The organism is Corynebacterium sp. HMSC08D02, assembly GCF_001807505.1.
GTDB lineage: Bacteria > Actinomycetota > Actinomycetes > Mycobacteriales > Mycobacteriaceae > Corynebacterium > Corynebacterium pseudogenitalium.
Genome location: NZ_KV789255.1, coordinates 118,909 through 138,083 on the forward strand (window position 1 = coordinate 118,909; position 19,175 = coordinate 138,083).

Annotated in this window: 19 protein-coding genes and 1 tRNA gene; 11 read left to right on the forward strand and 9 right to left on the reverse strand. The window is 59.1% G+C overall.

Features of this window, described 5'->3' with window-relative positions:
• The first annotated feature begins 33 nt into the window (after positions 1 to 33).
• The 3 genes from mfd to HMPREF3170_RS09525 all read left to right on the forward strand — a co-directional run bounded on the left by mfd (position 34) and on the right by HMPREF3170_RS09525 (position 4,425).
• Positions 34 to 3,618 carry a transcription-repair coupling factor gene (gene mfd / locus HMPREF3170_RS09515; protein WP_083290968.1) on the forward strand — a complete coding sequence of 1,195 codons (3,585 nt, stop codon included), beginning with the start codon at positions 34 to 36 and terminating at the stop codon, positions 3,616 to 3,618.
• 74 nt (positions 3,619 to 3,692) lie between these two features.
• A tRNA-Leu gene (locus HMPREF3170_RS09520) sits at positions 3,693 to 3,766 on the forward strand.
• Positions 3,767 to 3,864: 98 nt separating this feature from the next.
• The gene (locus HMPREF3170_RS09525; RefSeq protein ID WP_141742270.1) at positions 3,865 to 4,425 is read left to right on the forward strand and encodes a hypothetical protein; all 561 of its coding nucleotides are present in this window, start codon (positions 3,865 to 3,867) and stop codon (positions 4,423 to 4,425) included.
• An 18-nt stretch (positions 4,426 to 4,443) separates the two neighbouring features.
• Here HMPREF3170_RS09525 and HMPREF3170_RS09530 read toward each other — a convergent pair whose 3' ends face one another.
• Entirely contained in the window at positions 4,444 to 5,070 is a 627-nt protein-coding gene (locus HMPREF3170_RS09530) for a class I SAM-dependent methyltransferase (RefSeq protein WP_070362768.1), read from the reverse strand.
• 8 nt (positions 5,071 to 5,078) lie between these two features.
• Complete coding sequence (locus HMPREF3170_RS09535; RefSeq protein ID WP_070479322.1) at positions 5,079 to 7,136, reverse strand: acyltransferase family protein; 2,058 nt, start codon at positions 7,134 to 7,136, stop codon at positions 5,079 to 5,081.
• A 205-nt stretch (positions 7,137 to 7,341) separates the two neighbouring features.
• On the opposite strand from HMPREF3170_RS09535, the gene HMPREF3170_RS09540 reads away from it, so the two are divergent.
• Positions 7,342 to 8,172 carry a Bax inhibitor-1/YccA family protein gene (locus HMPREF3170_RS09540; RefSeq protein ID WP_070362766.1) on the forward strand — a complete coding sequence of 277 codons (831 nt, stop codon included), beginning with the start codon at positions 7,342 to 7,344 and terminating at the stop codon, positions 8,170 to 8,172.
• A 136-nt stretch (positions 8,173 to 8,308) separates the two neighbouring features.
• Here HMPREF3170_RS09540 and HMPREF3170_RS09545 read toward each other — a convergent pair whose 3' ends face one another.
• The 3 genes from HMPREF3170_RS09545 to HMPREF3170_RS09555 form a co-directional block, all read right to left on the reverse strand.
• A complete protein-coding gene (locus HMPREF3170_RS09545) occupies positions 8,309 to 8,839 on the reverse strand; it encodes a hypothetical protein (protein WP_070362765.1) in 531 nt (176 codons plus the stop codon).
• Between the two features lie 52 nt (positions 8,840 to 8,891).
• The gene (gene greA / locus HMPREF3170_RS09550; protein WP_070362764.1) at positions 8,892 to 9,413 is read right to left on the reverse strand and encodes a transcription elongation factor GreA; all 522 of its coding nucleotides are present in this window, start codon (positions 9,411 to 9,413) and stop codon (positions 8,892 to 8,894) included.
• A gap of 107 nt (positions 9,414 to 9,520) precedes the next feature.
• Complete coding sequence (locus HMPREF3170_RS09555; RefSeq protein ID WP_070362763.1) at positions 9,521 to 9,985, reverse strand: DUF4307 domain-containing protein; 465 nt, start codon at positions 9,983 to 9,985, stop codon at positions 9,521 to 9,523.
• A 115-nt stretch (positions 9,986 to 10,100) separates the two neighbouring features.
• Between HMPREF3170_RS09555 and mca the strand changes: the two genes are divergently transcribed.
• Genes mca through HMPREF3170_RS09570 form a run of 3 tightly spaced genes read left to right on the forward strand, consistent with a single transcriptional unit; the run spans position 10,101 to position 12,158 of the window.
• Positions 10,101 to 11,009, forward strand: a complete 909-nt coding sequence (mca, locus tag HMPREF3170_RS09560; protein ID WP_070362762.1) for a mycothiol conjugate amidase Mca — start codon at positions 10,101 to 10,103, stop codon at positions 11,007 to 11,009.
• 30 nt (positions 11,010 to 11,039) lie between these two features.
• Positions 11,040 to 11,342 carry a hypothetical protein gene (locus HMPREF3170_RS09565; RefSeq protein WP_141742271.1) on the forward strand — a complete coding sequence of 101 codons (303 nt, stop codon included), beginning with the start codon at positions 11,040 to 11,042 and terminating at the stop codon, positions 11,340 to 11,342.
• Positions 11,343 to 11,387: 45 nt separating this feature from the next.
• Positions 11,388 to 12,158, forward strand: a complete 771-nt coding sequence (locus HMPREF3170_RS09570; protein ID WP_070363549.1) for an isoprenyl transferase — start codon at positions 11,388 to 11,390, stop codon at positions 12,156 to 12,158.
• Between the two features lie 14 nt (positions 12,159 to 12,172).
• Here HMPREF3170_RS09570 and coaA read toward each other — a convergent pair whose 3' ends face one another.
• Positions 12,173 to 13,108 (reverse strand): type I pantothenate kinase, encoded by a 936-nt coding sequence (gene coaA, locus HMPREF3170_RS09575; RefSeq protein ID WP_070362761.1) that lies wholly within the window; start codon positions 13,106 to 13,108, stop codon positions 12,173 to 12,175.
• A 188-nt stretch (positions 13,109 to 13,296) separates the two neighbouring features.
• Here coaA and glyA point away from each other — a divergent pair, with 188 nt between their 5' ends.
• Entirely contained in the window at positions 13,297 to 14,589 is a 1,293-nt protein-coding gene (glyA, locus tag HMPREF3170_RS09580) for a serine hydroxymethyltransferase (RefSeq protein WP_070479323.1), read from the forward strand.
• A 3-nt stretch (positions 14,590 to 14,592) separates the two neighbouring features.
• On the opposite strand, the gene HMPREF3170_RS09585 is transcribed toward glyA, so the two are convergent.
• Positions 14,593 to 14,952, reverse strand: coding sequence for a DUF5997 family protein (locus tag HMPREF3170_RS09585; RefSeq protein ID WP_070362760.1), 360 nt, complete (start codon positions 14,950 to 14,952; stop codon positions 14,593 to 14,595).
• A 23-nt stretch (positions 14,953 to 14,975) separates the two neighbouring features.
• Here HMPREF3170_RS09585 and HMPREF3170_RS09590 point away from each other — a divergent pair, with 23 nt between their 5' ends.
• The 3 genes from HMPREF3170_RS09590 (at position 14,976) to HMPREF3170_RS09600 (ending at position 16,966) form a co-directional block, all read left to right on the forward strand.
• Entirely contained in the window at positions 14,976 to 15,686 is a 711-nt protein-coding gene (locus tag HMPREF3170_RS09590; protein WP_070362759.1) for a LysR family transcriptional regulator substrate-binding protein, read from the forward strand.
• Positions 15,687 to 15,735: 49 nt separating this feature from the next.
• The gene (locus HMPREF3170_RS09595; protein ID WP_070362758.1) at positions 15,736 to 16,344 is read left to right on the forward strand and encodes an LGFP repeat-containing protein; all 609 of its coding nucleotides are present in this window, start codon (positions 15,736 to 15,738) and stop codon (positions 16,342 to 16,344) included.
• A 70-nt stretch (positions 16,345 to 16,414) separates the two neighbouring features.
• A complete protein-coding gene (locus tag HMPREF3170_RS09600) occupies positions 16,415 to 16,966 on the forward strand; it encodes a GNAT family N-acetyltransferase (protein ID WP_070479325.1) in 552 nt (183 codons plus the stop codon).
• Between the two features lie 16 nt (positions 16,967 to 16,982).
• Here the strand turns inward: HMPREF3170_RS09600 and HMPREF3170_RS09605 are convergent, their stop codons facing one another.
• Together HMPREF3170_RS09605 and HMPREF3170_RS09610 are read right to left on the reverse strand one after the other, a co-directional pair.
• A complete protein-coding gene (locus HMPREF3170_RS09605; protein ID WP_070479327.1) occupies positions 16,983 to 18,521 on the reverse strand; it encodes an MDR family MFS transporter in 1,539 nt (512 codons plus the stop codon).
• On the reverse strand, positions 18,515 to 19,141 hold the full coding sequence (locus HMPREF3170_RS09610; protein ID WP_168161642.1) for a TetR/AcrR family transcriptional regulator: 627 nt from the start codon (positions 19,139 to 19,141) through the stop codon (positions 18,515 to 18,517). The genes HMPREF3170_RS09605 and HMPREF3170_RS09610 overlap by 7 nt, the downstream gene beginning before the upstream one ends.
• Positions 19,142 to 19,175 lie beyond the last annotated feature (34 nt).

Sequence of the window (19,175 nt, forward strand, 5' to 3'; positions counted from 1 at the left end):
GCTCAGGCGCCTGCGTTGGGTGGTTTGCTCACTATGGCGCTTACCGACCCGAAGCTTAAGGGCTTGGTGGGCAACATCGGCGTCGACTCGCTGCACGTGACTGGAATTGACCAGGTTCGTTCGTGGGCTACGGGTGCGCTGGCTCGCCAGGTTCCGGTGCTGTTGGTGACAGCAACGAGCCACGAGGCGGAGGATCTGACTGCTGAACTGCAGGCGATGCTCGGAAAGGGCAAGGTCGCCAACTTCCCCGCTTTTGAGACGCTGCCTCACGAGCGGTTGTCGCCGGCGCCTGATGTCGTGGGTGCCCGTGCGAAGGTGCTGTGGGAGATGCCCCAGGTCATCGTCGCCTCGGCGCGCGCCTTCTGCCAGCCAGTGTTGCCCGCGGTGGAGCCGATTACAGTGAAAGTCGATACCGAGTGGGACTTCACGGAGCTGACCGAACAAGCCGTCAACTTCGCCTACGAGCACGTCGACATGGTGGCAAAGCGCGGGGAGTTCGCCACGCGCGGTGGCATCATCGATATCTTTCCGACCACCGCCGAGTACCCAGTGCGCCTCGAGTTCTGGGGCGACGAAGTCACCGACATCCGAAGCTTCGCCGTCGCCGACCAGCGCACCATCGAGGAGCTCACATCCGTCGAGCTTTTTCCGGCGCGCCAGTTAATTATCGACGCCAGCGTGGCCAAACGCGCCGATGAGCTTGCCCGCACGAACCCGTCGAATACCACGCTGGTGCAGCTGCTCACGCGGATCTCTGAGCACACCCACGCCGATGGGGAAGAGGTACTCATCCCGGTGCTCAGCGACGCGAAGTACTCGGTGCTGCCGGAGCTCATGCCGAAGGGCAGCATTGTGTTCGTCTCTGGGCCTGAAAAGGTGCGCACCCGTATCGCGGACCTCGAAGCCACGGACCAGGAATTCTTGGAAGCTGGGTGGGAGGCCGCGGCGATGGGTGCGGAGGGCCCGCTTGCTGTGGAGGGGCTGGACGTATCGGCGTCCTCGTTCCGTTCGTTCGAGTCGTTGGAAGTGTCGGCACGCAACGCGGGCAACGCGTGGTGGACATTCGCACCTCCAGGCATGTTTGCCGCCGATGATGCGATGACGCTGCCGCTGGAATTCGAGGCTGCACCCGCACCGAAGGGCGAGCCCAAAGCAATTGAGCAGCTCTACGCGACGTTGAAACTGCACGTGCAAACCAACGGGGGCAAGGTAGCGTTCGTGGCGCCAGCGAAGGGCACCGTTGAGCGCATGGCGGAGCGACTGAGGGAGCACGGTATCTCGGCGCGCATCGCCACCCCTGGGTTGGAACCCGTCGATGGCGCGGTCACGGTCTACCAGTCCCTTTCACATGCAGGTCTCGTGTTCCCCGGACCCAACCTCGTGGTAGTGACAGAAACCGACGTGACCGGCAACCGCGTCGGCGACATCGCTGGCGCGAAGCGGCGCCGCCCGCGGCGCCGGAACCGGGTGGACCCACTCGCGCTGACTCCCGGTGATTTTGTTGTGCATGACACGCATGGCATCGGCAAGTTCATCAAGATGGCCGAGCGCACCATCAAAACCGGTGACGAAGCCTCCCGGCGCGAGTACATCGTGTTGGAATACCAACCAGCTAAGCGCGGCCAGCCCGGCGATCAGCTCTGGGTGCCGATGGAATCCCTCGACCTGCTGAGCAAATACACCGGCGGCGAGAAGCCTTCGCTGTCCAAGATGGGCGGCTCCGACTGGAAGAACACCAAGCGCAAGGCGCGCGCCGCCGTACGTGAGATCGCCGGCGAACTCATTGAGCTTTACGCTAAGCGTCAGGCCGCGCCGGGCCACGCTTTCGGCCCAGACACGCCGTGGCAACACGAGATGGAGGACGCGTTCCCGTTCGTAGAAACGGAGGACCAGCTCGCTGCCATTGAGGCGGTCAAGGAGGACATGGAGAAGCCGACACCGATGGACCGCGTGATCGTCGGTGACGTGGGATTCGGAAAGACCGAGGTTGCTGTTCGCGCCGCGTTCAAGGCAGTGCAAGACGGACAGCAGGTGGCGGTGCTTGTGCCGACGACGCTTCTTGCCCAGCAGCATTACTCCACGTTCAACGAGCGCATGGACGGCTTCGGGGTCACCGTTCGCGAGCTGTCGCGCTTTACTTCAGCGAAGGAAGCTAAGGAGATTATGGCAGGGGTGGCGGATGGTTCCGTCGACGTTGTGATCGGCACACACCGTCTGCTGCAGACGGGCGTGTTCTGGAAGCAGCTTGGCCTCATCATTGTGGATGAGGAGCAGCGCTTCGGCGTAGAGCACAAGGAGCACATCAAGGCCCTGAAGAGTCACGTCGACGTGCTCACGATGACCGCGACGCCAATCCCGCGGACCCTGGAGATGAGCCTGACGGGCATCCGCGAGATGACCTCGATCACGACTCCTCCGGAGGACCGCCACCCGGTGCTGACCTACGTTGGCCCGCAGGAAGAGAAGCAGGTTGCGGCAGCTATTCGACGCGAACTGCTCCGCGACGGCCAGGTGTTTTATATCCACAACCGCGTTTCCGATATTGAGAAGACGGCGCGCTCCCTGCGGCAACTCGTACCCGAGGCCCGCGTCGTGGTCGCGCATGGGCAGATGGGTGAGCAGCAGCTTGAGCAGACAGTCCAAGGGTTTTGGAACCGCGAATTCGACGTGCTTGTCTGCACCACCATCGTGGAGACCGGCCTGGACATCGCCAACGCTAACACCCTGATCGTGGAGAACGCGCAGAACATGGGTCTGAGCCAGCTGCACCAGCTGCGCGGGCGCGTCGGGCGTTCCCGCGAACGCGGCTACGCGTACTTCCTGTACCCGAAAGAGAAGACACTCACCGAAACGTCCTACGACCGACTTGCGACCATCGCACAGAACAACGACCTCGGCGCCGGCATTGCTGTCGCGCAGAAGGACCTGGAGATGCGCGGTGCCGGCAACGTGCTCGGCGCGGAGCAGTCCGGCCACATTGCAGGTGTTGGCTTCGACATGTACGTCCGGCTGGTCGGGGAGGCCGTCGAAACGTACAAGGCGCTCATGACCGGCGAAGTCGTCGACGCGACAGACCAGGGCCCGAAGGAGATCCGAGTGGATCTGCCTGTCGACGCCCACATCCCCGAAAGCTACATCAACGCCGAGCGCCTGCGCCTGGACGTGTACCGAAAACTTGCCGAGGCCCGCGATGAGCAGGACCTGCGCAAGGTTGCCGAGGAAATGATCGACCGCTTCGGACCACTTCCGACCGAGGTCTTGCGCCTCTTCGCGGTTGCACGCGTGCGCCACTTGGCTCGAACTGCTGGAATCTCGGATATCTTGACTCAAGGCACGAGGATCAAGTTCCACCCCGTGGAGTTGCCAGACTCGAAGCAAGTCAGGTTGAAGCGCCTGTACTCGGGAGCGAATTACCGTGCTGCGGCAAAGACACTGCAGGTACCAATGCCACGTGAAGGCAAAGGCATCAACCAGCCAAACCTGCGCGACATGGAGCTGCTGCAGTGGGTCGCCGACTTCATCGCGGACATTTTCGATGCCGAGAAGATCTCCGTTACTGGTGAGTCCGATGGCGACGGTGGCAGGAAAAAGAAACGCATCATCAGTGTGAGCCAGTAGCGGTTTCTACCGGGCTTTGTCCGGTGGTGCCTATTGGGAGTTTTCCCGGTGCTGCCTGTACTATGGGCCCGTGCGCCCCTATAGCCCAATCGGCAGAGGCAGTTGACTTAAAATCAATTCAGTGTGGGTTCGAGTCCCACTGGGGGCACAACGCAACGTCCCGCATACCTACAGGTAGCGGGACCTTTTGTGTTCCTATCGGCTATGCTGTGGGCACCCCTTTTCTCCGAAGACCTTGAGGAAGCAATGAAGCAATACGCAGCAGTCGGGATGATCGCAGTCGCTTGTTTGGGCGTTGTGGGTTGTTCCGGTGACAGTGGTTCGAGCTCCAGCAGCAACGATGCAGCCCCGGCCACGATCACCCAAACAATCACCACCACAGATTCACACGCGGAGGACACCGCCGCCCCAACCAGCGCCTCCGAGGATACCGAGACTCATACATTTTCAACGCGCCACTCCATCAACACTGGTCAAGTAGGAGGGGAGTGTGGCACCACTGAGTTCGGCGACCGAATCAAGGCGGGACCCGCAACATCGTGCGAATTTGCAGCTGAGATCTTCGACGTCGCCTACGCCGCAACCTGGCGCTACGTAGCGGCGAACCCCAACGTGAACGCGGTGCCGCGGGCTGATATCTCGGTGACGAGTCCCGTCACCGGCGAAACCTACCCGATGGTGTGCAAGATGGGCAGCGATGGCCGTGACATGTGGTGCGATCACCCCGAAGACGAGAACAACTCGGTGCACTTCTACACGTCTGGCGGTAGCCAACGGATGGCGAATCGCGTCAACCTTGTTCAGTAAGGTCGGGCCAGCGAACTATTAGAGTAGGTTCGTTAACGAGCGAACGGCCTGCTCATCAACCTTTGGCTTTTGCAACACAGCAACCAAGAACCCGGACTGCTCCGTGAACGGCTCCAAGTCCCAGCTCGCAAACTGGTGCTGTGGCTGGAACCCGACTTCGTGGCACATGGTGAGGAAGTCGTCGAACTCCCATCCGCGCCCACGCCCGAAGCCGACGACGAACCGTCCGCCCGGACGTAGCGTTCGGAAGATGTTCTCAAGCGCGGGCCTGCGACCGTCGACGGCGAGGAACCCCATCACGTTGCCTGCCGAGACCGCAATATCGATATCGCGGACCTCGATCGGATCGGCGGAAAGGTCGCCAACTACCCAAGTTGCTTCGGGGAAGTCTTGCTTCGCGTACCCGATCAGCACCGGGTCGATGTCCACACCGAAGACGATATGTCCACGCTTTGCCAGATAGCCGCCAAGGCGACCAGTCCCGCACCCTGCATCGAGGATGCGGGAGTGGCGGGCGGAGAGGGCGTCGATAAGCCGGGCCTCCCCGTCGATATCTTTGCCCTGTTGCACGAAGTTGCGCCACCGCTGGGCGTAATTCTCGGAGTGGTCAGGGTTTGCAGCGACAATTTCTTTCCAAGTGGCCATGCCCAAAACTATAGCTTCGGCCCCTTGGAAGTCACCTCCGCGTCCGTTGGGATGGCGTCTACCGGGATATCCTTCGGGAACGCGTGAGCAAGTGCGGCAGCAAAGTGCTTGCCACGGATGTCATTGCCGGTGGCGTTGTAGTGCACCTCGTCGTCTGCGAGGAACCAATCCAAGTTGGAGCGCGCCTCGCTCGCCCAGTCGTAGACGACTACGTCTCGACGCTCCTTCGCAACCTTGCGCAATGCAACATTGAACTCGTCCATGTTCTCGTTGGCGTAGTAGCCATTCGACGGGTTACCCGTTGCGGCTGTCGGCCACATCACGCGGTAGCCCTCCAACAGGTCAAGCATCTTGCGGATGTTTGCCTCCAACTCACCCGTGGGGTCGTAGCCGTAGGAGCGGGCAGCGTCTGCGTTGGCGGCGTCGTTCACGCCGGTGGCGATGACCCAGCAGGTGCCATCGTCAGCTGCACCCTGGGCGAGCAGTTGCTGCACGGACTCAATCGCAGACGGGTAGTTCTCTCCGTTGCCGTTGAATCCCTGATTCGTCGCGCGAGCGCCAAACACGCTCGTATCTACCTCGCTTGCGCCAGCGTCCAAGTATCGGTCAATCGCAGTGACCGCGCCTTCAGGAAGCTGGTTGATATCGAACATGCCAATCGAGGTGGAATCGCCGACGTGGATGACCTTCTCGCAGCTCATCTTCACGTCCGAAGGCTGGTCCTCCCATGAAGCTTTCTCAGAGGCGGACGTCGTCAAGCTTTCCTCAGTTTCCTTGGCTTTGTCCTTTCCCTCGCGATGGTCGCGCGTGCCTCCGCGTTGCGCATCCTGAGGCAGGGACATGGTGGTGTTCGGCTTCGAGGTATCCATGGCGAACACAGCCGGGATGCCTATTGCAATGATTGCGGCGAGCGTAATCGTCGAACCAAGCGTGATCGGGCGGAGTGCCTCCAACGGGTGTGCGCGGAATTGCTTCAGGGGCCCGAACACGCCATTGCGACGGATTGGGTTCTCAAACATGGTCCAGCTCAGCGCAGCAAGTGCAGTCGAAAGCACAAACACGAGGATGGAGGACCACACGCGGTGATCCTGCAACCACGCATCCGGCATGAAGTAAATCACCGGCATGTGCCACAGGTAAATACCGTAGGAGCGTTCGCCGATCCAGCGAAGCGGCTCCCAGCTGAAAATGGTCGTCCAGGGGCCGCGCGCCCCAATGACTGAGTAGATAGCAGCAACTGACGCAAGGTTCAGAAGCAGGATCCCACCCTTGTACAAGAACATGTTTTCCTGCGCGACGAGCATGCTCAGCGCGAAGATGCCGCCGAAGCCGAGGGTGCCAACAACGGTGCTCAGAACAGGGGAGGAACCAATGTTCTTACCGGCGTGCTTCCGTGAGGAAACCACGATTGCTAAGACCGCGCCGAGGAGCAGCCCGCCCGCGCGGGTATCGGTGCCCTCGTAGACGCGAGTCGCGTCGATAGAAGGATCAGCGAGCACCCACATCCAGATAAAGGAAGCTCCGGCGAGCACCGTGGTCACGACGGCGACAATCCACCCACGACGGAACACCCTCAGCAGCACCCACAGCAACAGCGGCCACAAGAGATAAAATTGTTCCTCGATCGCCAGTGACCACATATGGTCCAGCGGACCGGGGCCATTGAACTGATCGAAGTACGATGAACCGACGGCGATGTTATGCCAGTTGTTCACGTAGAAAATGGAGCTCAACGCTTCAAACGAGCGGTCACGAAGGTTGCCCGCATCGAACGCGACGGAAAGAATCACGACTGCCAACACTGTGGTCAGCATCGCAGGTATGAGACGGCGGAAACGCCTGACCCAAAACGTCTTCAGGTGCAGCGAGTTATCCCGGTAGTGCCCACGCATGAGGTTAAGCGTGATCAAGTACCCCGAGAGGGTGAAGAACACGCCCACGCCTAGCAGGCCACCGCTGAACCCAGGGAGGTTGAGGTGGTACGCGATAACCAGCATGACCGCTAGCGTTCGGATCCCGTCGAGGGCGGGGACATAGCGGTGAGAACCTGATATTGGGGGCGGCATGGGATGGCGACCTTCCTGGAGTGCGACAAACGTACAGAAGTATAGCGCTGCCAGAAAGATGGACATGAATTGTGGTGCAGATTGCTGCAGAGGCCACGCTCAGTGGCGTGATCCGGACAAATTCTTTGGGCGCATGGAACTAAAACAACACCCAGTGCGTTGGAGTAGGTGAACGATTGTTCTCAAAAGAAAGGATCAGGGGTCCGTGAGTAGCAACAACCCTGTATTGAAAACTCTGCAGGGAGTAGATTCCCAACGTGGCACTGGGTACCAGGGGTACGGTGCCGCGAACCCGTACGAGCAAGCACCCATGGGTGCATCGGCGGGCACCGTGTCTGAGGACCGTCCAATGACGGTTGACGACGTTGTCACTAAAACCGGCATTACCCTTGCCGTAATTGTCGCCTTTGCAGTAATTAACTTCGGACTGTACCTCGGTGGGTACGGCTCCATTGCCAGCATTCTGACGCTGGTCGGTGCCGTCGCCGGTTTCGTCCTCGTGATGATTCACGCATTTGGCAAAAAGTACGGTTCCCCAGTTATTACCCTGGCGTACGCGGCTGCTGAGGGCCTGTTCCTTGGTGGGTTCTCATTCGCCATCACCGGGCAGTTCAGTGTCGCCGGCGCGGACGCAGGCGCGTTAATCTTCCAGGCGATCTTGGGCACCTTCGGTGTCTTCGCGGGCATGCTTGTGGTCTATCGCACCGGTGCCATTCGCGTTACCCCGCGGTTTAATCGGATCCTCACCGCAGCCATTTTCGGCGTGCTCATCCTGGTTGTCGGCAACCTCTTGTTGAGCATCTTTACAGGCATGAATCCGCTTCGCGGTGGTGGCACCATCGCCATCGTGTTTAGCCTGGTCTGCATCGTGCTGGGCGCACTTGCGTTCCTGCAGGACTTTGACGTCGCCGATAAGTTGGTGCGCATGGGCGCCCCATCGCAGGCGGCCTGGGGCGTTGCACTTGGCCTGGCAGTGACTCTGGTGTGGCTCTACACCGAGATCCTGCGCCTGCTGTCTTACTTCCAACAGCGATAGCGCACGCGCTCACTGCAATAAATACCCGGCCCCACGACTGTGAGGCCGGGTATTTTTGTCTAGTTGCGCTCAAAAGCGCCCCGGCCAACAACATCGCTGGGCCGGGGCAGGGAGCTAATTGCTGTATTCAGCGTACTTAGCGTGCACCCTCAGGGTTGATAGACGTGCCGTCAACGGTGATGGTTTTAAACACGAGCACACCATCTACGATGTCTGGGTTGCCCAGGACAACCTGCACATCTTCGATTTCGCGGTTCGGATTGACCGTGGTGCGGGTAGCGGTGCCCTGCGCGAGCTGCTCAGACCAGGTATCCCACACGATGTCCTGGAGGAAATCGTTCTGGTCGCTGCAGTTGAGAGTCAGCGAAGCTGGACGCTCAAGGCCGACGCTGCCGCAGTTATTGACCAGTGGGGTCTTGTCCGAAGCACCCATAGCGGTGACAGTCTCGGTGACTGCAGCCTCAGAGGTAGCGCCTGCTGCATCGGTTACGTTCGTCGGGGTTGCCTTCGCGCGCTCACCAGGAAGCGAAGTTGGGTCCTGGCTTTGTGCCGTATCAACCTTCAGGTCCGACGGGTTTTGGTGTGGTGGGTGGCAGGCAGTCAAGCCCACAGCACCGAGTGCGACCACGCTGGTGAGTACTAGCTTGCGGGAAAAGAACTTATTCACAGGAATTCCTTCAATGTCAGCGATCACGGATAACGCCGATGGCGTAGACAGGCTACTTCGCCCGTGGCGTGGAAGCCTTAACAGAATCATACGGTTCTGCGGAGACGATTGTTACCGAAATCTCTCGGCCATTTGGGGCGTTGTAGGTGCGGGTTTCACCCTCGGAAGCACCGACTACGGCTGCGCCGAGCGGAGAGTTCTCCGAGTAGGTCTCCAGGTCCTCGTTGTCCGTCGAAGCCGCGCGGGTACCGATCAGGAACGTTTCCTTATCATTTTCGTCATTGTTGTAGTAGACGTGCACGACGGAACCTACGTGGGCTACACCCTCGACGATGCCGGAGCGCTCCGTGGTGGAGTTAGCCAGCAGTTCGGAAATCTGCTTAATGCGAGCTTCTTCCTGGTCCTGCTGCTCACGCGCGGCGTCGTAGCCAGCGTTTTCCTTGAGGTCGCCTTCTTCACGGCGTTCGTTAATTTCGGCTGCGATGACAGGGCGATTGTCGATGAGCTGCTGAAGCTCAGCTTCAAGCTTGGCCTTCATCTCCGGGGTGATGTACTGCTGCTGAGTTTGCGCCATCAGGTAAAAACCTTCCCTATATATGTCAAACGAGCCCGCCGGTTGGCGGGCAACTTTACCAGGCGGATAATAGCACAGCTGCCGCGCAGGTGGTGCACTGGTGAGGCTTAGCGGGCGTCGTAAAAGGTGCTGGTGGGGTCCATGTAGAACGGCAGATTGTCCGAGCAGCCGTAGACACGTCCTGAGACTGCCGGCTCGCGCACCGGTAGTTCGACGGCGACCCGCTCGAGCTCCTGCCCGCCTGCGGGGAGTACTACTTCTCGACGCCCAACTTCGGCATGCGCGTAGTTGACCGCAGTGACGATGCAGTACGAAGGGGCCTCGACGTCTTTGCGTGATACATCGATCCACATGCGTGTGGTGTTGTCGTCAACAGCTTCGAGCGAGATGAAATCCGCAGTGACGGTGCGGGACTCCTGCTTCTTGAAGTAGTCAAAGACACTGTAAAGCAGCACGACGACGAGGCCGATGGCGATCAGCGCGACGATCCGGCCAGCGGCGTTGCTGCGTTTCGTGGCTGTCGGGGTGGTGCTGGAGCCGTATCGGGATGTTGGGCGACTGGGAGAAGTCACGGTTACCTACCTCGCTGAATGACGCTGGATGACGCTGTAGCTGCAATCCGTTCCAATGGTACTAAGATGGCGCGAAGTTACGGAATCAGGCCCCGAAGAAGTTCTAGGAGGAATAGTGGCCGGCTTGCGCTTGATGGCGATCCACGCACACCCAGACGACGAGTCCTCTAAAGGTGCAGCAACGATGGCAAAATACGCATCGGAGGGGAACCGGGTGCTCGTCGTCACATGTACTGACGGGCGACGAGGCGACATCTTGAACCCTGCGATGGATCGGCCGGGCGTGCTGGAGAACATCCTCGAGGTCCGGGAGCAGGAGATGGCGGAGGCCGCGGCGGCCCTCGGCGTGGAACATCAGTGGATGGGGTACGAAGACTCGGGTCTGCCACAAGGCGACCCGCTGCCCCCGCTGCCGGAAGGCTCGTTCGCGACCCAAGACCCGGAGGCAGTGACGGCGCATCTCGTCGAGTCGATTCGAGAGTTCAGGCCGCATGTCATCATTACCTACGACGAAAACGGTGGCTACCCGCACCCCGACCACTTGATGGTCCACGAAATCTCGATGCTGGCCTGGGACAAGGCGGGAGATCCATCCTTTGCTCCTGAAGCAGGGCAGGCGTGGACGCCATTGAAGCTGTACTACAGCCATGGATTTATCCTGCAGCGGATGCGTCTTCTGCAGGACCGCTTGTACGCGCAGGGAAAGAAGAGCCCGTACGAGCTGATGATTCAGCGGTGGGAAGAAAACAAAGCGGATGTGATGAGTCGCGTGACCACAAGGGTGGAGTGCGCGGAGTACTTCCCCCAGCGTGCAGCAGCGCTGACGGCACATGCGACACAGATTGATCCGGCGGGCGCGTTTTTGGCGAGCCCAGTTGAGGACCAGCAGGAGGTATGGCCGACAGAAGAGTTTGAGTTGGCCAGAACTCGCGTAGCATCAACGTTGCCGGAAGATGATCTCTTCGCCGGTATTGACCCGAAGACCGCGGACGCGCTCGCTGAAGGTTTCGGGCAAGAGCGCTAACATTTTCAGCACAAGGAAGACGAAATACACATGATGACGACAGCACACGCAGCGATTATCAACACCTCTGCTTACTTGGTGGCGCAGGCGCCGAAGGAAAACCCGGTGGGGCCTGACTTTGGCAAGGCTTCGCCATTCGGCCTGTTGCTGTTGGTGATGCTGGCTGTGGTCATTTTGTCTCTGGGGTTTGCGTTCCATCGCCGGTACTCGCGGTTCCGCCGTCGCAGCCTCTTCGCTGAGAAGCACGGAATCGACCCGTTTGACCAGGAGGCGCTGGATAAGGCCATGGCGGAGGCGGGTGTGCTTGATCGCCGGAAGAAGCGTTGGATCTAAGGCATCTAACATACATACCGTTGATTGGTGAGTAAGGTTGGGTCCGTGAGTAGCCTCCAAAAAATTCTGTATCCGCTGTATGAAGCGCGCCTGAAGCGTGAGCTGAAGGGCAAGAAACGCCCGAAGCACATCGCGGTCATGGCGGACGGCAACCGACGGTGGGCCCGTGAGGCTGGGTTCACCGATGTTTCTCATGGCCACCGGGTGGGTGGGGCGAAGATCGGCGAACTTGTGCGGTGGTCGGCGGAAATGGACGTGGACGTCGTTACGATCTACCTGTTATCAACGGAGAATTTGCAACGGACTTCGGAAGAAGTTGAGCTGCTGTTCGACATTATTTCCGAGGTGATCGAGGACCTTGCGACGCAGTCTTACTCCTGCAAGGTTCGGCTCGTAGGGCACCTGGAGCTCTTGCCGGATGAGGTTGCAGAAAGGATGCGCCGATCTGCCGACACCACCACAGGCAAAGCTGGCCTGACCGTCAACATTGCGGTGGGGTACGGCGGCAGGCAAGAAATTGTCGACGCCGTTCGCAGCCTCATTAGCGACGCCGCTGCCAGCGGCTGCAGCGTGGACGAACTGGTCAACGCAGTGACCGTCGAGTCCGTGTCGCAGCACCTGTACACCTCAGGTCAGCCCGATCCAGACTTAGTGATCCGGACGTCGGGGGAGCAGCGCCTCTCCGGCTTCCTACTGTGGCAGGCGGCGTACTCCGAGATCTGGTTTACGGACACGTACTGGCCCGCGTTCCGCAAGATTGACTTCCTTCGCGCGTTGCGCGAGTACTCGCAGCGCTCCCGTCGCTTCGGCAAGTAGGCAGCTACCTGGCGCTACATTTTGCGCATGCGGACCCACTGCACTGAATGGTCGGCGCCTTTGCGTAGCACGAGCGAGGCACGGATACGGGTGGGGGCAATGTTTTCCACTAGGTTCGGCAGGTTGATGGACTGCCAAATATCGCGTGCCTTGTGACGGGCCTGCGCCTCATCGATGTCGGCATAGTGCGCAAAGTGCGCGCCGGGCTCTCGAAACGCGGTGTTGCGAAGCTTCATGAAGCGGTCGATGTACCAGCGTTCAATATCGGTGGTGAGGGCGTCGACATAAATTGAGAAGTCGAAGAGGTCGGACACCATGAGGGTCGGGCCGGTTTGGAGGACGTTGAGCCCTTCGAGAATGATGATGTCCGGCTGGCGGACCTCAATGAACTCGCCTGGGATGATGTCGTAGGCGAAGTGAGAATATATCGGCGCTTTGACCAGTGGTTGACCCGACTTGACCTCGGTGACAAAGCGCATGAGGTCGCGCCGGTTGTAGGATTCCGGGAATCCTTTGCGGTCCATCAGGTTGCGCTCTTTGAGCACTTTGCTGGGATAGAGGAACCCGTCGGTGGTGATGAGGTCCACTCGAGGATGAGAGTCCCAACGCTGTAGCAACACCTGCAGTACACGGGCAGTCGTTGACTTGCCGACGGCCACCGACCCCGCAATCCCGATAATGAATGGCACGTGGCCTGGGTCATCACCGATAAACGTCTCTGTAGCCTTCGTAAGTTTTTGTCTGGCCCGTACCTGGAGGTGAATCAGGCGAGAGATCGGAAGGTAAATGTCTTCAACTTCCTGCATATCGAGGTTCTCGCCGATACCACTGAGCTTGGCTACTTCGTCCTCCGTCAAGACTTGTGGCATTTGCGCACGTCGGTGCCGCCAATCGTCGCGGTGAAAGTCCAAATAAGGGCTCGAATCCGAAGTGCGGGGAGATTTCGCCATGCGTAACATTGTTACATTTGTTGTTTCGTGCCGGGGAACTCAGGTACAGATACTTCTGAAGTTCCTGAATAAAGTGGACTTCTTTCGTAGCGCTGATGCTTATACTGCATAGCAGTGCCAGGCGTAGGTGTGCCTGGGCATGAGCTATAACATGATTGACTGTCTGATCTTGAAAGGACCCGGTGCACGTGTCTGAAGACCTCCGCTACCAGGATCTCGCTACTTTTGACCCCGAAGTTCACGAAGCGATCGTTCAGGAGCTGTCGCGCCAGCGAAACACGCTGGAGATGATTGCCTCCGAGAACTTCGTTCCGCGAGCAGTGCTGCAAGCACAGGGTTCGGTGTTTACAAACAAATATGCCGAAGGCTACCCAGGTCGTCGCTACTACGGTGGCTGCGAGCACGCCGACGTCGTTGAAGACCTGGCGCGCGACCGCGCGAAGGAGCTCTTCGGCGCGAAATACGCGAACGTGCAACCACACTCCGGTGCGCAGGCGAATGCGGCTGTGTTGATGGCGCTGTGCGAGCCGGGCGACACCATCTTGGGCCTCAGCCTCGCTCACGGTGGCCACCTGACGCACGGTATGAAGATCAACTTCTCCGGCAAGCTGTACAACGTCGCTGCGTACGAGGTTGAAAAAGACACGTGCACCATCGACATGGAGAAGCTGCGTGAACAGGCGCGCGAGGTCAAGCCGAAGGTGATCATCGCGGGTTGGTCCGCGTACCCTCGCCACGAGGACTTTGCTGAGTTCCGCTCGATCGCAGACGAGGTTGGTGCGTACTTGTGGGTCGATATGGCGCACTTCGCTGGCTTGGTCGCTGCTGGTCTGCACCCGTCGCCGGTGACTCATGCACACGTTGTGTCCTCCACGGTGCACAAGACCATTGGTGGACCACGCTCCGGCTTCATCCTGACCAACGATCTCGAGCTGCACAAGAAACTCAACTCCGCAGTGTTCCCAGGCCAGCAGGGTGGCCCGCTGGTGCACGTGATCGCTGCGAAGGCTACCGCCTTCAAGCTCGCCGCGACGGAGGCTTTCCGTAACCGCCAGGAGCGCACGCTCGAGGGCGCAAAGATTCTCGCCGAGCGCTTGACCCAGCCAGACGCCAAGGAAGCCGGCATCGACGTCGTCTCCGGCGGCACCGATGTCCACCTTGTGCTAGTGGACCTGCGTAACTCCGCGATGGATGGCCAGCAGGCAGAGGATTTGCTGCATAAGGCTGGCATTACGGTGAACCGCAACGCCGTTCCTTTCGATCCGCGTCCGCCAGCCGTGACGTCGGGGCTGCGTATTGGCACCCCGGCGCTGGCGACCCGCGGCTTCGGCAAGGAAGAGTTCGAGGAAGTTGCGGAAATTATCGCCGAGGCGCTTATCCAGGGTGAGAACGCCGACGTCGACGCCCTGCACGCCCGCGTAGACGCGCTGGCGGAGCGGTTCCCGCTCTACCCGGGCCTCGAAGATTGGAAGATGCTCTAAGAGCTACTGCTGCTGCTCGGCCTGGCGCTGCTCTGAATGAGTGGTGCGGGCCGAGCTCAACCATTCCGGCTGGTTTTTCAACAGCTCGTTGATCTCCTCAGTGGTGAGCGGCTTGTCCATGTCGTTTGCTTTGAGTGCGGTGATTGAGATCCCGAGTTTGCGCGCCACCTCGGGGCGGGGGTGTGGCCCATTGCGGCGCAGTTCCTGCAGCCACTCTGGGGGATTGTTCTGTAATTCGCGCAGTTGCGCGTGCGTCACGGCATTGTCTTGGAACTCCTGCGGCGTCGCTGGCAGGTAGATCCCGAGTTTCTTCGCGGCGGTCGCGGCCTTCATCGCGGTTCCGGATGGCTTCTGTGTAGTCATACACCAAACGGTAGCATTGTGCCATGCTATCGCTTGCTTTCGTCACCGGCACAGAGCCAGGGAAGTGGTTTAAACGCTTCGCACAGTCCACACCGCACTCGCTCGATACGCAAGGTGTCGACGACCCCTTCGCTGATCTCCTGGACGAGACGACTTCTACATCGCTGGCGCTGATGCGCCTGCCCGATGACCGTATTACCGATGAATTTCACGTGGTCCGTCTCTATACCGAGGCTCCCGGCGTTGCCGTGCCCAAGGACTCTTTGTTTGCAGAGCTTGGGGAGCGCGTCGATTACGCGGACCTCGAAGGCGAAATCATCAACTGGGTCTACCAGCCGGAGGCGTCACTTGAAGAGCTTCGTGGTGCATTGCAGGTCGTTGCGGCAAACGTTGGCGTGGCATTGGCCCCGTTGCCGTTGTTGAAGGTGCTCTCGAAGAAACAGATCGCGTGTTTGGAAGTTTGGCACGCTCCGCTGGTTGAAACTGAGATTGCATTGGTGTGGCGGAAAGCCGACGACGGTGACGAGATCCAGGACTTTGTGGGCGTCGCAAAAGGGCGCACCGCTCGCTCGTCGAGGGGGAGTGAGCCGACTGCTGGGACGAGGCGGCGCAAACAGGTGTCAGACTCCCGTGCTGCGCAGGGCAAACGCTTATATACGAAACGTGGGAAAAAGCGCAAGGGTGCGGCCGGGAAAACACCCCGAACGGGGGTGAAACGGAGGCGGCGAAAGTGAAATTTGCATAATGGAAACCAGACAAATTCAACAACGAAAGGAAATTTTGATGAATTACAAGAAGGTTTTTACTTCCGCCGTTGCTGCTACCGCTCTGGCCGCAGGCTTGGTTGCTTGCTCTGACGGAGAGGGCGCCGATAGCACTGCTACCACCGCTGCGGATGGTGCTTCCGGCACCGCAACGGTGACCAACATCGAGACAGCTACAGAGGCAGCCGAGACGGAGACTGCTGCTGAGACCGCCACCGACGCTAATGGTGCAGAGGGCTCTACGGAGTCTGTCTCCTTGACTACCGCAGACGGTGAAGAGGTCAAGGTTCCAACCGGTCTGGTCCAGGCAATCGGCCAGTACGCTGACTCGGAGTGGGGCGAGCCGATGAAGGTTACGGAGCACGATGGCAGCTGGATCGTTGACTTTGACAATGACCACCACGTCGCCTGGAATGAAAACACCGGTGGCGCTCCGATCTGGGGCCAAATTGCTAACGTGTGGCTGACGAATGAAGGCGTTATGGACAAGGTTGGCTTCCCAACCGCAGCCGAGACCCCACTTCCAAATGAATCTGGCTGGTTCCAGGAGTTCGAGCACGGCACCATCGAGTGGACTCGTGAAAACAACGACACCGGCGCGTTCGCTGCAAACATCATCGAGAAGTAATTTGTAGCTCTACAACGGCTTTTGTCCCCGTTGGTTGCACGATGTGTGACCAATGGGGACAATGTTTTTTATGACCAAAAAAGGGTTTACCATTCGACCAATCCGGCCAGAAGACTACCCGCAGGTGCGTAGCATCTACGAGATGGGTCTGAGTACCGGAAACGCAACTTACGAGACGCGCGGCTTGACATGGGAGCAGTTTTCCAGGGCGAAGATCATGGAAACGGTGTTTGTTGCCGTTGATGAACACGATGACTCGCGTGTGCTCGGATGGGTAGCTGCGGCGAAGGCGTCGTCGAGAAGCGTGTTCCATGGAGTAGTTGAAGACTCCATCTACGTGCATCCGGATGCGCGCGGCATGGGGGTATCCGGTGCGCTGCTAGACAAGCTCATCGCGACGTGCATCGAACTTGATAAGTGGTCGATTCACTCGTGGATCTTCCCGGAAAACGAAGGATCGGCAGGGCTGCACAAGTCGCGCGGGTTTGAGAAAGTTGGCACCTTCCATCACATGGCGAAAATGTCCTACGGTGAGCGGGAAGGCCAGTGGCGTGACTCGGACATCTACGAGCTGCTGTTGCCGAAGCCGGGAGAAAAGAAACCAGGCAAAAGCCAGGTCTAGTCACGCCTCATCGTTCCTAGTCCAGCGTCTCTTTCAGCGGGTCCTCCCGGACCGGGAAGAGCAGCACCAACGCAACGGCGGCCAATGGGACCATCAGTAAGAACACTGGGGTCAGGCCGTCGTTGTAACTATTAAGGACGGCGTCGCGCAGTACGTCAGGCAGTTGTGCAACCGCGTGCGGGGTGAGGGAGTTGTGCCCACCGGCGCTCGAGAATTGCTCGGCGTAAGGGGCTGCCTCGCTAGGGGCCATCGAGGCCAATGCTTTTGGCAGGCGTTCCGCGAGCTCCTCCGTCATATTGTGAATGAACAGCGAACCAATAAGCGACGCACCGATCGCGGAGCCGATCTGTCGGAAGAAGTTGTTCGTCGCTGTTGCAGTACCGACCATTGCTAGTGGGAACGAGTTCTGGACAATAAGTACCAGTACCTGCATGACTAAGCCGAGTCCGAACCCAAAAATGAACATGTAGATACCCAGCGTGGTCAGCGGTGTGGACACTTCGAGCTGCGAGAAGAGGAAGAGTCCGACCGAAACGATGGCCATACCGATGATCGGGTAGACCTTGTAGCGGCCCGTTTTCGCGATAATGAACCCCACGGTAGTGCCAGTGCCCAAGATGCCGATGACCATTGGCAGCATCATCAGCCCCGCGTTCGTTGGCGTGAGTTCGTGCACCATCTGCAGGTAGGTAGGCAGGTAAGCAAGCGCACCGGTCATAGCCAGTCCCAGCACGGTGCCGGAGGCCGTCGTCAAGACCATGTTGCGATTGCGGAACAAGTGCATGGGGATGAGCGGGTTCGGTACGCGCAGCTCAACGAAGACGAACAGCGCTGCAGCGACAACCGCAAGCGAGGAAGTACCCAAAATGATAGGCGAGGACCACTCATACTGAGTGCCACCCCACGTTGTGGTCAAAATAAGAGAAGTCGTGGCAACCGCCATGAGCACGGTGCCCAGCCAGTCGATGCTCTGTGCTGACCGCGAACCCTTGCGTAGGTGGAGCACGATTGTGCAGACCGTCATCGCGAGAAGCCCCAGCGGGATGTTCATCCAAAGGCCCCAACGCCAGCCGGGTCCATCCGTAAACCATCCGCCCAGCACGGGGCCAAGCACGGAAGAAACACCGAATACTGCCCCCATCACACCCATGTACTTGCCGCGGCTACGAGCTGGAACCACCTCCGCGATGATTGCCTGGGAGTTGACCATCATGCCGCCAGCGCCAAAGCCTTGGACGGCGCGCCCGATAATGAGCAGCTGCATCGACTGTGCAAGCCCACCCAAGGTGGAACCAATGACGAACAGGCCAATCGAGCCAATATAAGGCCACTTGCGTCCGACCCTGTCACCGAGCTTGCCATTAATTGGCATCGCGATTGTCATCGTGACCAGGAACGACGAAATCACCCAGCTCATGTGATCTACGCCACCAAGCTCACCGACAATCGTCGGCAGGGCAGTGGAGAAAATCATCTGGCCCAATGAGCTCATCAGCATCGTGATGAGTAGCGCTCCAAAGATCAGGCCAACGTGTGGCTTAGTGTTGTTTACCACTGCAACTCCTTTGCATACTTCGTGACGACGGCAGCTACGCTACGAGCCTGCTCCTTCGGCGAACCCTCCTCTTGGAAATGAAGGCTTCGCGCATAAAGCACAAGCGTTGTCCGAAAAAGTTCCACAACGATTCGGGCTTCTGCCTCTATGGTGACATCTAGACGGCGGTCTTCGGGGTGGCTCGCAAAATGCTCACGCACAGCCTGCTCGAGGTGTCGTAGCGTATCGCGTTTGCGGGCCAGCATCGCGTTTGCCAACGATGGGTTGTCCTGCATGAGCCGCTGGATTCGGCAGGCATCCTCGGCTCGATCTTCGGCACCTGATTCTTCCATTGCATCGATTACCAGGGACAACATGTTCGTGGACGACTCATCAGCAATGCGTGCAAAGCTCTCGCTGGTGAACTCGAGAGGGAAGGGACCAAGCACAGCGTCATCTTTTGAGTCCATGTAGTTGAAGAACGTCCGCCGTGAAATGCCTGCACCTTGGCAGATCTCCTCGACTGTGACATTGTCATAGCCGTCGCGTGCCACAAGCGATGCAGCTGTATCGAAGATTCGCTGCCGTGTTTCGCGGCGCTTTCGCTGCCGGAGACCTTCTGACTGATCGGGAAAATTCACGGAGTGCAATCTTACACTCCGTGCAAAAATATCA